Here is a 15,093-nt window from a genome sequence, read left to right on the forward strand (position 1 = left end):
GTATTTGTAGAAGTCTCCGCCCTGTTCGAGGATGCCGCCGACGATCCACTGCGGCTGGGCGGGCACGTCTTCGGGGCTGGCCAGTTTCGCCTGGTAGAGCGCGGCGAGCATTTCCGGGAGGCTCATCGGGCGGGGCTCGTCGCGATCGTCGGGCATGTAGTCCTCGCCTTCGTCCTCGTCGAACTGGACGACGCCGCCGTCTTCATGGGTGATGACGATGCCGAGCTGGAGGAGCGTCGGTTCGAGCTCGTTGACCTGTAGCGGGCCGGGTTCGAGGAAGGGCAAGCGGACGGCGCGGGACATCACCGGCGGAACAGGAAGCACGGATTCCAACGCTTGGAGGCGCTCCTGTGGGCTGGCGGGGACCAGTGTTTTCGCCAGGAACCGGCCGTAGAGGGGATCGATGCTGCGGAATTCGAGCAGACTTTCGATACCCTCGGCGAGTTGCACGGACTGGCCGTCTTCGCTGACGGTGAGATGGCCGAAGGCGGCGAGATTCTTCACCATGTGGTCGAGCTGATCCTGAAACTTGGAGAGTCGCTCGGGGGTGTTGAAGCGGCGGGAGAGGAATTCGCGGACGCCCTGGAGGGAGCCGGTGTTGAGCAGGAGGTAGATCAGCACCTGGTAGGGAATCATCGAGCGGCTGAAGAGGTCGGCGGGTCCGGCCTTGATGAGCGTGCCAAACTGCCCTTCGGTCCAGTATTGCTCGGTCTTGCGCCGCGTGGGGCGTTTGCGTTCGAGGTCCTTCTTGGCGCGGAGCAGGCCGGGGTCCTTGGTCTTGGGGTCGATCTGCTCGTATTTCTTCCGCCATTTTTCGATCTTGACGTCGTCCTCGTGGGCGAGGGCGAACACGTAGCCCTTCTTGTCGAACTGCGGGCGCCCGGCGCGGCCGAACATCTGGTGGGCGGCGGAGGGGGCGATGAGCTTCTTCTCGCCGCGCTTGCCTTTGAGCAATTCGCTGAGAACGACGGAGCGTGCGGGGAGATTGATGCCCGCGGCAAGGGTTTCCGTGCAGATGACGAAGGGGATGAGCTTCTGGAGAAACAGCGACTCGACAACTTCCTTGTACTTGGGCAGCACGCCGGCGTGGTGGACGGCGACGCCGCGGAGAAGCATCTGCTTGAGCTTGGGGCCGATGCCTTCGGTGAATAGTGCTCCGTCGAGCTGCTCGTCGATGCGCTTGCGCGTGGGTTCGTCGATCAGGGTGACGCCTTTGATCCGCTCGGCGACGCTCCAGCACTCCTCGCGATTGAAGCAGAAGACGAGGGCGGGGGCGCGGTTGGCTTCGTCGTCGGCCGCGAGCATGAGCGGCAGTTGCTCGGTGAGGAGCTTGTCGCCGACCCAGCAGAACTCGAGGGGGACGCGGCGCTCCTGCGATTCGACGAGACGGAGCTTGCGATCGTGCTTCTCGCTGAGCCAGCCGAGGAACTGGCGGCTGTTGCCCACGGTCGCGGAAAGGAGCATCAGGCGGATGTGCTTGGGCAGCAGGACGAGAGAGAGTTCCCAGACCACGCCGCGTTCGAAGTCGTTGAAGTAGTGGAACTCGTCCATGACCACGCCGCGGACGTCGCGGAGCTGGTCGGGATCGCCGAGAAGGTGGTTGAGGAGGATTTCGGCGACGACCACGCGAACGCGGGCGTCGGGATTGATCTTGCGGTTGCCGGTGACGAGGCCGACGTCGTCGCGGCGAAAGCCCCAATCCTCGGCCTTGTCCTGGAACTCGCGGAACTTCTGGTCGGTGAGGGCGATGAGCGGGGTGGTGTAGTAAAGGCGGTCGCCGGTGACGAGGGCTTCGTAGATGGCTGCCTCGGCGATGAGGGTCTTGCCCATGCCGGTGGGCGCGGCGACGAGCACGCCCTGCTCGGCCTCGAACCACGCGAGGAGAGCTTCCTCCTGGAAGGGATAGAGGTCGAATTCGAGCCGTTCGAGAAACTGGGTGCAGACGTCGCCGCGATCCATGAGACGACCATAGCACGGAATGTTGCTGATTACACGCTCGGAGGCGGTATGCGGGGACGAGCCGGATTCTGGAAATCGCTCAGGCGCTCAAGGCACCGAACCCATACACGATTCCAACTTGCACGAGTCGCCGTCGCTGCCGATGGCGAATCGGCCGACGAACTTTTCCCCCGCCAAACGGAACTCGATCCGGTCGGGAATCTGGGAAAGGAGCTCGAAAGTCCCTGATTCGACGCGGGTTACCGTTCCCCGGTTGCCACTGACGGGGCCCTCGTAATCGAGATAGGCCTTGCGGTGGTCGGCGATGCGGCGGGCGGGAATGGGCAGCGCCTCGGGGCCGGTGGGCTCCCGGGACAACTGCCACGTCATCAGAACATCCCCCGCCTCGAGCATGAAGTCCCAGTGCTCGCCCTGGGCCCGCCGGTGGTGTAGGATGACAAATCGGGTGGTCATGGGGAATAGCCCCCGAGGACCGAGCCGCCGCGACGGGAATCCGGACGGTCGTGACGGACGATCCTTGCAGGGTTGTACTTGACAGGAAGGAGATCGGCCATGCAACTCCGTCTGCCGGGACGGACGGGACGGGGCGTGAATGTGGGGCTCGCCCTTTCGATTGCCGCGCTGGTCGGCGCGGGAAGCGGGTGCGGACCGACGTACCGCGATCTGCGCATCCAGGGACAGATGGCCATGGCCGAGCAGAACTACGCGCCGGCGCGCGTCCTGCTCGAGCAGGCGGATGAGAAAAACCCCCGGCAACTGGAGAATCTCTACGATCTGGCCACGTGCAGCACGATGATCGCGCGGGAGCGTGCCGGGGAGATGAACCGGCCCGCCGCGATGCGCGAACTGGATGAGGCGATCGCTTACTACCGGCGGGCGCTGGAGGTTCAGCCCGGAAACCAGGCGGTGCTCGAAGGACTCAACTCGGCGCTGGAGTTGCGCGGGGATCGCGAAAAGGCTCTGGAGCAGGCGGAGTGGGCGGCGCGGTTCGTCGGCCCCATGGCGCGGCAATATTTATTTCTGGCACGGGAACTCGAGGAGCGCGGGCAGATGGACGAAGCGCTGCTGCGCTACCGGCAGGCGGTGACAATCGAGCCGCGAAACGCGGAGGCGCATCGGGCGTTTGCCCGGTTCCTTCTGAATACCGGCAACGAGACGGCCGCCATCTATCATCTTCAGGCGGCCTACCGTCTCGATCCGCGCAACGAGTGGGTGCTCGACCAGCTTGCCGCGCGCGGGCGCGTGCCGGCTCTTACCGAAGCGTCAACCACTACTACGACTCGCTGACTCAACTTCATGTGTGGCATCGCGGGCACGATTCGCTGGGACGGTCAGCCGGTGGAGCGCGACCGCCTCACGGTTGCCTGCGCTTCCTTGCGACATCGCGGTCCCGACGACAGCGACACCTGGGTGAGCCAGGCTCGGGAAGTCGGGCTGGGTGCGGTGCGGCTGGCGGTGCTCGATCCCAGCCCGGCTGGGCGGCAACCGATGCACGACCCGTCCCGTCGATTCCATCTCGCGTACAACGGTGAACTCTACAACTTCCGCGAGATCCGACAGGCCTTGATTCAGGAAGGGGTCACGTTCCGTACCGAGACGGATACGGAGGTCATTCTGGCAGCGATTTCGCGCTGGGGGCCCGAGTCGCTGCTGCGTTTCGACGGGATGTGGGCACTTGCGTTTTACGATTCTTTGGAACGGTGTGGCTTCCTCGCCCGGGACTTTTTTGGCATCAAGCCGCTCGTCTACGCGGAAGTCGGGGAATGCCTGCACTTCGCCAGCGAGCTCGATGCACTTCGTGAATTGACCTCAGTGGACGGCGAGATCGACCAGCACGCTCTGCGGGAGCACCTTCAATACGGTTTCATTGCCGCACCGCGGACCATCTTCCGCCAGGCGCGGCGGCTGCCACCGGGCTTCGTTCTTGAATTCGACCACCGAGGAGCCAAGGTGCCTCGACGCTACTTCGACCCAGTGTCTAATCGACGAACGGATATTGCGGAGGACTACGGCGATGCCCGCGCGGCCGTGCGACAACTGATCACGGAATCCGTCATCCGTCGGCGCGTCTCCGACGTTCCCATTGGCGCGTTCCTTTCCGGAGGGTTGGATTCGTCGATTGTGGCTTGGCATTTGGCGAAGTCGGTTGGCCGTCCCATCGCCACGTTCTGTATCGGCTACGCCGACGGCGCCGCGTACGACGAATCGCCGGCCGCGCGATCGATCGCCAGGTGGATCGGAACCAATCATCACGAAATCATGCTTTCCCACGGCGAGGTGCTGGCCGCGATCCCGCCCCTGCTCGATCACCTGGGTGAGCCGGTGGGCGACAGTTCGATTATCCCGACATCGATGGTGTCGCGATTCGCCCGGGAGCACGTCACGGTGGCGCTGAGCGGAGACGCCGGGGACGAGCTGTTCGGCGGATATTGGCGTTATACGGCCCACGCCGCGCTGGAAGCATGGCAGCGTTGGCCGGGGTGGATCAGGCGGGGTCTCATCGAGCCGATCATGCGGCGCGGGGGGACGTCGCGGTCGTCCGCCTGGCAGAATCGGGCTCGACAGTTGCACAAACTGTTGCGAGGCGCCGGCAAGGGGTGGCTCGATCGGCACCTCCAGTGGTCGCGAATCATGTCGCCGGAGGCGGAGCGGGTGTTTTCCAACGGGGTCGCAGCAGGCGATCTCGATGCGGAGATTGCCGAATCAGTTGCGCCGATTGTCGCGCCGATGCCCCGTGAAGATCCGCTCAATGCGATTTTCGCCCTCGACCTTCAGCATCAGCTTCCTTCGGACATGCTTCAGAAGGTGGATCTGGCCAGCATGATGCATTCGCTAGAGGTTCGCGTCCCGTTTCTGGACGACCGGTTGGTTGCCCTGGCACTGGGGCTACCCTCAGGCTGGAAGGTCCGAGGCGGTTTGCGGAAGCAGATCCTTATTGATGCGTACCGTGGCCACTTGCCCGACGAGGTGCTGGACCGCCCCAAGCGGGGATTTGAAGTGCCGGTGGGCGAGTACCTGCGGGGTCCCTTGCGCGAAATGTTTGAATCCGTGGTCACGCGTGAGACCGTCGAATCGCTCGGCGTAGTCGACCACGCCGGGGTACAGCGCGTCTACGGCGACCATCTCGGCCGGCGGGGCGATCATGCCGAGCTGCTCTGGGCGTTACTTTCTCTATGCTGGTGGCGCAGTCGTAAATTGGGTCGACAGCGGGCATCGTGAAGCTTCGCTGGAATCTTGTCCGACTTGCCTCGGCCCATCGCGGTGCTATAGTAAAGGGCTCGACATTTTTTGTGGCCGAGCGGTTGGAACAGGATTGAGCCGGGCATCTTCCCGGAGGCGGCAAACGACCATGAAAGAAGGCATTCACCCCAAGTATGAGAAGTGCACGGTAAGCTGCGGTTGCGGCGCCTCGTGGGAGACGCGCAGCACGGTTCCCGAGATCAAAGTCGAAATCTGCTCGTCGTGCCATCCGTTCTTCACCGGCACGCAGAAGATGGTGGACTCGCTCGGACGTGTGGATCGCTTCACCAAGAAATTCGGCGGCGAGTATTTCAAGAAGGCGCCGAAGAAGCAGCAGACCGCCAAGCGCTTTTCGGTTTAGGTTCGTTCGATTCAACGAAGGCACGCGCGTCGACCGCCCTGACGGACGATGCGCGTGTTTTTTGTTAGCGATCGAAACAACTGGAAGCAGAACCCATCCGGAGACGGGGCGGACCATTTCGAACCCGAGCGGCGGCGGTCTCCCGCTCGCGGCTTGAAGAGCGGCACGAGGCATCGAGTGAACCATGTCCAGCAACGATGTCAATGAGAAACTGATTGCCCGCCTCCAGGAACTCGCGGGGCGCGCCGACTCCCTGATGGAGCAGCTTTCCTCGCCGGAAGTGGCGATGGACGGGCAAAAGAGCGTGGCGATCAACAAAGAGCTGGGGCGCCTGCGCCGCCTGGTCGAACCGTACCGCAAGTTCCAGCAGGTGCGGGATCAACTGTCCGGTGCCGAGGCGATCGTGGCCGACCGGTCCCAGGACGCGGATATGCGCGAACTGGCTGAGACGGAGGCGTCGGAGCTTCGCGAGCGGTACGAAACGATGCTCGAGGATCTCAAGGGGCGCATCGTGAGCGATGAAGACGCCGCCATCCGCTCGGTCATACTCGAAATCCGGGCGGGCACCGGCGGTGACGAGGCCGCCCTCTTCGCCCGCGACCTGCTGGAGATGTACCAGCACTTCTGCGACCGCCGCGGCTTCAAGGTCGAGATGCTGGACTTGAGCGGGTCCGAGCTGGGAGGCATCCGGGAGGTCGTTTGCAATATTCGCGGCGAAGAGGTGTATCGCTGGCTGGGATATGAGGGCGGCGGGCACCGTGTGCAACGCGTGCCGGAGACGGAAGCGCAGGGGCGGATACACACGTCCGCCGCGACCGTGGCTGTGCTCCCCGAGCCGGAGGAAATCAACATCGAGATCAACTGGGAGGCCGACGTCGAGGAGTTCGTTTCCCGGGCGGGCGGTCCCGGCGGTCAGAATGTCAACAAGGTATCGTCGGCCATTCGCCTGGTGCACAAGGCGACGGGGCTGACCGTTTCGATGCGTGACGAGAAGAGTCAGCACAAGAACCGGGCCAAGGCGCGGCGCATTCTGACCACGCGTCTGTACGACCATTTCCAGCAACAGTCCTCGGCGCAGCGGGCGTCGACGCGCAAGTCGATGATTGGAAGCGGGGACCGGTCGGAGCGCATCCGAACCTACAACTTCCCGCAGAACCGGGTGACGGACCATCGCATCGGCCTGGACCTGTACAAGCTCGAGCGGATCATGCAGGGCGAACTTGATGAGCTGATCGAGGCGCTTCAGACCCATGATCGCGAGCAGCGTCTACGCGATTTGTAACGGTTCGCCCGGGATCACCTCGGCCCGAGGTGAGGCATGACCGGATGTTCCGATAACCCAACTCCTACGTTCGTTTTCCTTCCGTCCGACGGCAGCCATTTGCCCCCTGCTCTTCTTCCCGAATTATGGGGCGTCTGGTAAACTGGGGATTGCCGTTGAGAGAAAGCGCGACGGTGTACGGGGGGGCAGACTTGTCCGGGGGTCGCAGTTTTCAGTTCCAGTTCTTCTGGGCCTTGGTCGCGGTACTCAGCCTGGGTCAATCCGCCTTCGGCGAACCCGTTTTCGGCAAGGTCATGGCCCATCGCATGCCCGACGGTTCGCAGGCCTGGGTACGCGTCTGGGGCGACGAGTTTCATACGGTCGTCGAGTCACTCGACGGCTACACGCTGGTGCGGGACGCCGATACGGGACAGGTCTTCTACGCCACGCTTTCGCCCGACGGCGAAACACTCGAATCCACGGGAATTCCGCTTCAGGCTTCCGCGCCGGCCGAACTGGCGATTCCGCGCGGTCTGCGCCCGTCGGCGGACGCCATGCGCCGGGCCCCGCAGCTCGCGCGGGCACAGCGCGATGCACTGGGGACTTCTCCGCTCAGCGCGCTCGCCGGCGACCGCCGACAAGTCATCACGCACGGGAATATCCGCGGCATCGTGCTGCTGGTCGATTTCAACGATGACGTCGGGACGATTGCGCCGGCGGAAGTCGAGCGCTACTGCAACATGCCCGGATACACCGGATTCGGGAACAACGGCTCCGTTCGCGATTACTACTTCGATGTATCCGACGGTGCGCTGACGTACACCAACTTTGTTCCCACGGCCTACTATCGCGCCGCTTTTAATAAGCTGTATTACGTGGATCGCCACCAGCCATTCGGGATCCGCGCGCGGGAGCTGGTTCTCGAGGCGCTCAACGCCCTCGAGGCGGGCGGGCTCGACTTCAGCCAGTTCGATGCGAACGAGGACGGCGTCATCGACGGCCTGACGTGCTTGTATGCAGGCTATCGCCAAAGCGCCTGGGGTGACGGGCTCTGGCCTCATTCCTGGACGGTGGATTTTGCCGCTGACGGCGTCTTCACGGACACCTACGCGATCATGGACATCGACGACGCGCTCCGCCTGAGCACGTTCTGCCACGAGAACGGCCACATGCTTTTCGACTGGCCCGACCTGTACGACTACGGCTTCGAGTCCAACGGGGTAGGGAGCTACTGCCTGATGAGCGGCTCCCAGGGATATGCATCGCCCTTCAATATCCAGGAGCCGTGCGCGTACCTGAAGTACATTAATGGATGGACGACGACGAATCTTCTTACAACGCCGCAAGACGCGCTGACCATCCCGGCCGGAACCAATTGGATCTACAAGTATCCCCATCCGACGCTTTCGACGGAGTATTTTCTCATCGAGAATCGCGAGCAGTCGGGCCGGGATGCCGGACTTCCCGACGCAGGGCTGGCCGTGTGGCACATCGACGAGCTGGGAAGTAACAACTTCGAGGATATGACGCCCGAGCGTCACTACGAGGTGACGCTGGTTCAGGCGGACGGCCGATGGGATCTCGAGAACGACGTGAACTTCGGCGATAGCACGGACCTCTGGCACGCGCCCACCTACACGCTACTCACGCCGAGCACGAACCCCAACACGCACTGGTGGGACGGGTCGCCGTCACTGCTGCACCTTCGCTCGATCAGCGCGTCCGGGCCGATGATGTCGTTCGATTACGATCGCGGTCCGGACTGTAACGGGAATTCCATACCGGACATCTGGGACATCGAGAATCTGACCAGCGAAGACTGCAACTTCAACTACATTCCCGACGAATGCGAGATCGCCGACGGAAGCGGGACGGATTGCGACGGCAACGGTCATCTGGATGCGTGCGAGCTTTCCGGTCACGACTGCAATTCGAACGGCACTCTCGATGCGTGTGAGCTTGCCGGCAACGACTGCAACAACAACGGCACGCCCGATGACTGTGATCTTGCCGGAGGCGATTGCAACGGCAACGGGGTTCCCGACGAATGCGAGCTCGCCTCCAACGATTGCAACGGCAATGGAATTCTCGACGCCTGCGAATCGTCGACGGACTGCGACGGGAACGACATTCCGGACGAGTGCGAACTCGCCGGGAACGACTGCGATGGTAATGGGGTACTCGACCGGTGTGAGCTGGCGGGCAACGACTGCAACGCATCCGGCATTCCCGATAACTGCGAAATTCAGGACAACGACTGCAACGCCAACGGGGTTCCCGACGAGTGCGATCTTGGCAGCGGAGACTGCGACGGGAACGGAGTCCCTGATGAATGCGAACTCGCCACGGGCGACTGCGACAGCAATGGAACACTGGACATCTGCGAACTCGCGGGAAGCGACTGCGACGGCAATGCCGTGCTGGACGTCTGCCAGCTTGCCGCCGGTGAGCCGGACTGCAACGGCAATGGAACGCTCGACGCATGCGACCTGGCAGGCGGCGCGGCCGACTGCAACGGCAACAGCGTTCCCGACGACTGTGAGCTCACGGCCAATGACTGTAATGTGGACGGCGTTCCGGACGACTGCCAGCTCGCGGCGAACGATTGCAATGCCAACCTGATTCCGGATGACTGCGAATTGGCCGCCGGAGATTGTGACGGCAACGGAACACTCGATGCCTGCGAGCTCGAGGGCCGTGATTGCGACGGGAACGGCCAGCTCGACGCCTGCGAACTGGGCGATCGCGACTGTAACGGGAATGGACGATTGGATTCCTGTGACCTCGTCGAAGGCAACAGCCTGGATTGCAACCTGAACAGCCAACCCGACGAGTGCGACATTTCGGATTCGACCAGCCCGGACTGCAATACAGACGGAGTTCCGGACGAGTGCCAGCTCACGGACAACGATTGCAATGCCAACGGAAGGCTGGACGAATGCGATCTCGTCGGCAACGACTGCAACACGAACACGGTTCCCGACGACTGCGAGATTGACGGGAACGATTGCGACAACAGCGGGGTACTCGACGTCTGCGAGTTGTCCGGGCGAGATTGCGACGGTAACGGCGTGCTCGATTCCTGCGAGCTTGTCGGCCGGGATTGCGATGCAGACGGCGCTTTGGACTCGTGCGAACTGGCCAGCGGCACGGAGCTTGACTGCAATCTCAATGGCATTCCGGATCGATGCGACCTCTCCGGCGGCTCAAGTTCGGACTGCAACGGCTCGCAGGTCCCCGATGAGTGCGAGCTGGTGGACAACGATTGCAACGCCAACACCATTCCCGATGACTGCGAGTTGACCGGCAACGACTGCGATGGAAACGGGCGGCCGGACGAATGTGACCTCGTCGGCGCCGATTGCAACGCAAATGGCGTTCCGGATTCGTGCGAGCTGGCCGGCAACGACTGCAATAGCAACGGGCTGCTCGACGAGTGTGATATTTCCGGCGGTGGCAGCCTCGACTGCAATAGCAACGGCCGGCCCGACGAGTGTGACATCGCATCCTCGCCGGGTCTGGACTGCGACGGCAACGGTGTACCCGATTCCTGCGAGCTGTCGACGCGGGATTGCGACGGAAACGGGACGGTCGACGCGTGCGAACTGATGGGCGCGGACTGCAATGCGGACGGTGTCCTGGATCGATGCCAACTCGCCGGAAATGACTGCGACGCGAATGGAATCCCGGACGATTGCCAGCTCGCTGAAAGTGACTGCAACGGCAACGGGCAAGTTGATTCGTGTGATCTCGCATCGGGCGGGAGCAACGATTGCAATGCGAATGACGTTCCGGACGAGTGCGATCTCGAGGCGCCCGGCGCTGCGGACTGCCAGGACGACGGCATTCCTGACGAATGCCAATTGATCGGCAACGACTGCAATGGCAGTGGAATCCCGGACGACTGCGAATTGGCCGGGAACGACTGCAATGTCACCGGCATTCCCGATGAGTGCGAGCTTGCCAACAACGACTGCAATACCAACGCACTTCCGGATGACTGCGAACTCGCGGGTGGCGATTGCAACAACGATCAAGTACTCGATGAATGTCAACTCTCCGGCAATGATTGCGACGGAGACGGCACCCTCGACGCATGTCAGATCCCGGGCAACGATTGCAACGGGAACGGCCAGCTTGACCGCTGCGACATCAGCCAGGGGGCCAGCGACGATTGTGACATGAACGGTGTTCCGGACGAGTGTCAGATCACGGGTGGCCAGAGCGCGGACTGCAACGCGAACAACATTCCCGACTTGTGTGAACTCGTCGGCAACGACTGCAACGGCAACAGTCGGCCGGACGACTGCGACCTGATCGGCAACGACTGCCAGCCGGACGGCATACCCGACGATTGCCAACTTGCCGCGCAGGATTGCGACAGCAACGGCGTCGTCGATTCGTGCGAACTTACAGGCAACGACTGCAACGGCAATGGCATTCTGGATTCGTGCGACCTTTCCAACGGCGGGTTCGTGGATTGCGACGCGGACCAGATCCCCGATGTCTGCCAGCTTGTCGGCAACGACTGCAATGGGAACGGTACGCTGGATCGCTGTGAACTTGCCGGCGGCGATTGCGACGGCAACCAGGTACTTGACGCCTGTGAGCTGGCGGGTCGGGACTGCGACGACAATCAGGTACTCGATTCGTGCGAGCTGGCCGGGAATGATTGCGACGGCAACCTCGTGTTGGACGCCTGCGAACTGACCGGTGCCGACTGTGACGGCAACCTGATCCTCGATCGTTGCGAGTTGGAGGGCAACGACTGCAACGGCAACCTACAGCTCGACCGCTGCGATATTGCACTGGGAGTCAGCGGCGATTGCGATCTGAACGGCGTTCCCGATGAGTGCCAGATCAGTGGTGGTCAGAGCGATGACTGCAATTCGAACAGCATCCCCGACCTGTGCGAACTTACAGGCAACGACTGCAACGGGAACGGCCGGCCGGATGAATGTGACCTCAACGGCAACGACTGCCAGCCGGACGGCATACCCGACGATTGCCAGCTCGCCACGCAAGACTGCAATGCGAACGGCGTTGTTGATTCGTGCGAACTTACAGGCAACGACTGCAATGGCAATGGCATTCTGGATTCGTGCGACCTTTCCGGCGGGGGATTTGCGGATTGCGACGCGGACCAGATCCCCGATGTCTGCCAGCTTGTCGGCAACGACTGCAATGGGAACGGTACGCTGGATCGCTGTGAACTTCCCAGTGGCGATTGCGACGGCAACCAGGTACTCGACGCCTGTGAGCTGGCAGGTCGGGATTGCAACGACAATCAGGTTCTCGATTCGTGTGAGCTGGCCGGGAATGATTGCGACGGCAATCTCGTGCTGGACGCGTGCGAGCTCTCCGGTGCCGATTGTGACGGCAATCTGGTCCTGGATCGGTGCGAGCTGTCCGGCAATGACTGTGATTCGAACCAGATCCTGGACCGCTGCGAACTGACCGGCAACGACTGCGACGGAGACGGCGTCCTCGATGCATGTCAGATCGCGGGCAACGATTGCAATGATAACGGCCGTCTGGATCGGTGCGACATCAGCCTGGGTGGCAGCGGCGATTGCGACACAAACGGCATTCCCGATGAATGCCAGATCGCCGGAGGGCAGAGCGCGGACTGTAACGCGAACAACATTCCCGACTTGTGCGAACTCGTCGGAAACGACTGCAACGGAAACGGCCGGCCGGATGACTGCGACCTGACCGGCAATGACTGCCAGCCGGACGGCATACCCGACGATTGCCAACTTGCCGCGCAGGATTGCGACAGCAACGGCGTCGTCGATTCATGCGAACTTACAGGCAACGACTGCAACGGCAATGGCATTCTGGATTCGTGCGACCTTTCCGGCGGCGGATTTGCGGATTGCGACACGGACCAGATCCCCGATGTCTGCCAGCTTGTCGGCAACGACTGCAATGGAAACGGCACGCTGGATCGCTGTGAACTGGAGGGCGCCGACTGCGACGGCAATCTCGTACTGGATATTTGCGAGCTGGAGGGGCAGGATTGCGACGGCAACGGCATACTGGATCGTTGCGAGCTCACCGGGAATGACTGCAACGAAAACCAGGTACTTGACCGGTGTGAACTTCCGGGAAACGACTGCGATGGCAACCAGATCCTGGATACGTGCGAGCTGGCCGGTGCCGACTGTGACGTCAACGGCGTGCTGGACCGGTGCGAACTCACGGCACGCGACTGTGATGATAACGGCATCGTAGACGCCTGCGAAATCGAACAGAATGACTGCGACGGCAACGGAACGCTCGATCGGTGTGAGATCGCAGGCCAGGACTGCGACGGGAATCAGACGCTCGATCGCTGTGAACTGGAAGGCCGGGACTGCGACGCCAACGGTGTGCTGGACTCATGCGAAATAGCCGGGCGGGACTGCAACAGCAACGGCGTGCTGGATGCCTGCGATATTTCCTCCGGTTCGGAGACCGACTGCAACCGCAATCTCAAGCCGGATGCGTGCGATATTGCGGACGGAACCAGTGATGACGCGAACGGAAACGCGCTGCCAGACGAGTGCGAACTCCCGCCCTGCGTCACTTCGCTTTCTTCTCGGATCGTCGCGACGGACGGATCGGCACAGGATTTCTACGGGTACGCGTTGGCAGCCAGCGGCGATCTTGCGGTAATCGGCGCCTACGGTGATGCCGTGTTTGCAAGCCGGTCGGGATCGGCCTATGTCGTCCGCTTTGATGGCACGCAGTGGCAGCAAGAGGCGAAGATCACGCCAAGCACCGGGTCAGCGGCAGCGTTTTTCGGCGAATCGGTCACGACGGATGGGGACTGGATCGTCGCGGGCGCTTTCAACGATGCAGGAACGAATGGCTCCGGTGCCGCGTACGTTTTCCGCAAGGAGGGCAACGGCTGGACGCAGAAGGCGATGCTGAAGCCCTCGGACGGAGCGTCCTCCGATTTCTTCGGCGATACGGTCGTTCTGGACGGCGGCATGCTCTTCATCGGTGCTCCGCAAGACGACGATCGTGGACCGAACTCCGGTTCGGTGTACATCTACGGCTACAACGGCACCTCGTGGGCCATGCGTCAGAAGCTCACGGCCAGTGATGGCGCAGCCTACGACTTTTTCGGGGCGTCGATCGCCGTGGCGGACGACGTTGTCGCGATCGGCGCATACGGTGATGACGATCGAGGAACGTCATCGGGAGCGCTCTACGTCTTCCGGTACAACGGAAGTTCGTGGGTGCAGCAGCAGAAGCTTGTCCCGGGTGACGGCGCGGCGGGTGATCAGTTCGGATTTGCGGCAGCCGCGCGACCGGGTTGGGTCTTCGGCGGTGCCCATTTCCACGACGGCCCCGCATCGGACAGCGGCGCCGTGTATGGCTTTGAATTCAATGGAGTCCAATGGACGCAGCGACAGAAGCTCGTTGCGCCGGACGCCGCACCAAATGACTGGTTCGGATATGCACTCAAGGCCCGGGGCGATTCCCTGATGTGCGGTGCGATCAACGATGACGACCGCGGACCTGACTCCGGATCGGTGTATGTATTCCGTCTCGAAGGCGAAACCTGGGCCTATCGCGCCAAGCTGCTGCCGAACGGTGCAAGCGGAGGCGAGGCGTTCGGACGCGCCCTGGGCATGGATGGTGCCGGCTCGGGGCTGGTCGGTGCCTACGGTGCCGCCCCGGCGGGTCCACGCTCAGGCGCCGTCTTTGCGTTTGCCGGAGCCGGAGTCGATTGCAACCAGAATTTCTCACTCGACATCTGTGACCTTGCTGCGGGTTCAGGGTCGGACGCCGACGGGAATCGCATTCTCGACGAATGTGAACTCGCAGCTCCCGGCGACTTCAATCGCGACGGACTCGTCAACCTGGTGGACTTCGGGTCCTTCGCAGATTGCGCCGCGGGACCGCTCAGCGGCCCTGCCCCGCAAGGAACATCGCCGGACGCCTGCGTGGCGGTTTTCGACTTCGACCATGATGGCAACATCGACATCGCGGACTACGGAAGGCTTTCGGCACTCTTCAGCCCGGCCATACGATAACGCGCACTTATCCGCCGCCCAGACTGTTTGGGCGGTTTTGCGCCCTGCCTTGCCGGCCGATGATGATCCCGGGCGCAGAACTCGATTGTAACGGATTGAACGATTTGGGACCGATTTGTCCGTTGGTATCGCAATTGACTACTTAGGAAGCGGTCCTATAATGAGCTTTCTTTTTCAAGTCTAGTCCGGGCCGTTGCGAGGGGAGAGAAGTCTTTGGGACATCGTCGTGCAGTTCTTTTGCG

Annotated in this window: 7 protein-coding genes; 5 read left to right on the forward strand and 2 right to left on the reverse strand. The window is 62.3% G+C overall.

The window, feature by feature from the left end:
- A partial coding sequence (locus J5J06_06315; protein MCO6436686.1) for a DEAD/DEAH box helicase occupies positions 1–1,959 on the reverse strand: 1,959 nt, incomplete at its 3' end.
- A gap of 87 nt (positions 1,960–2,046) precedes the next feature.
- Positions 2,047–2,412 carry a hypothetical protein gene (locus J5J06_06320; protein ID MCO6436687.1) on the reverse strand — a complete coding sequence of 122 codons (366 nt, stop codon included), beginning with the start codon at positions 2,410–2,412 and terminating at the stop codon, positions 2,047–2,049.
- A gap of 99 nt (positions 2,413–2,511) precedes the next feature.
- Between J5J06_06320 and J5J06_06325 the strand changes: the two genes are divergently transcribed.
- The 5 genes from J5J06_06325 (at position 2,512) to J5J06_06345 (ending at position 14,851) form a co-directional block, all read left to right on the forward strand.
- On the forward strand, positions 2,512–3,246 hold the full coding sequence (locus tag J5J06_06325; GenBank protein MCO6436688.1) for a tetratricopeptide repeat protein: 735 nt from the start codon (positions 2,512–2,514) through the stop codon (positions 3,244–3,246).
- A 9-nt stretch (positions 3,247–3,255) separates the two neighbouring features.
- On the forward strand, positions 3,256–5,178 hold the full coding sequence (gene asnB / locus J5J06_06330; protein ID MCO6436689.1) for an asparagine synthase (glutamine-hydrolyzing): 1,923 nt from the start codon (positions 3,256–3,258) through the stop codon (positions 5,176–5,178).
- Positions 5,179–5,308: 130 nt separating this feature from the next.
- On the forward strand, positions 5,309–5,560 hold the full coding sequence (gene rpmE / locus J5J06_06335) for a 50S ribosomal protein L31 (protein ID MCO6436690.1): 252 nt from the start codon (positions 5,309–5,311) through the stop codon (positions 5,558–5,560).
- A 184-nt stretch (positions 5,561–5,744) separates the two neighbouring features.
- A complete protein-coding gene (gene prfA / locus J5J06_06340; GenBank protein ID MCO6436691.1) occupies positions 5,745–6,842 on the forward strand; it encodes a peptide chain release factor 1 in 1,098 nt (365 codons plus the stop codon).
- Positions 6,843–7,033: 191 nt separating this feature from the next.
- Positions 7,034–14,851, forward strand: a complete 7,818-nt coding sequence (locus J5J06_06345) for a M6 family metalloprotease domain-containing protein (GenBank protein MCO6436692.1) — start codon at positions 7,034–7,036, stop codon at positions 14,849–14,851.
- Positions 14,852–15,093 lie beyond the last annotated feature (242 nt).

This window comes from Phycisphaerae bacterium (assembly GCA_024102815.1).
GTDB lineage: Bacteria > Planctomycetota > Phycisphaerae > UBA1845 > UBA1845 > JAGFJJ01.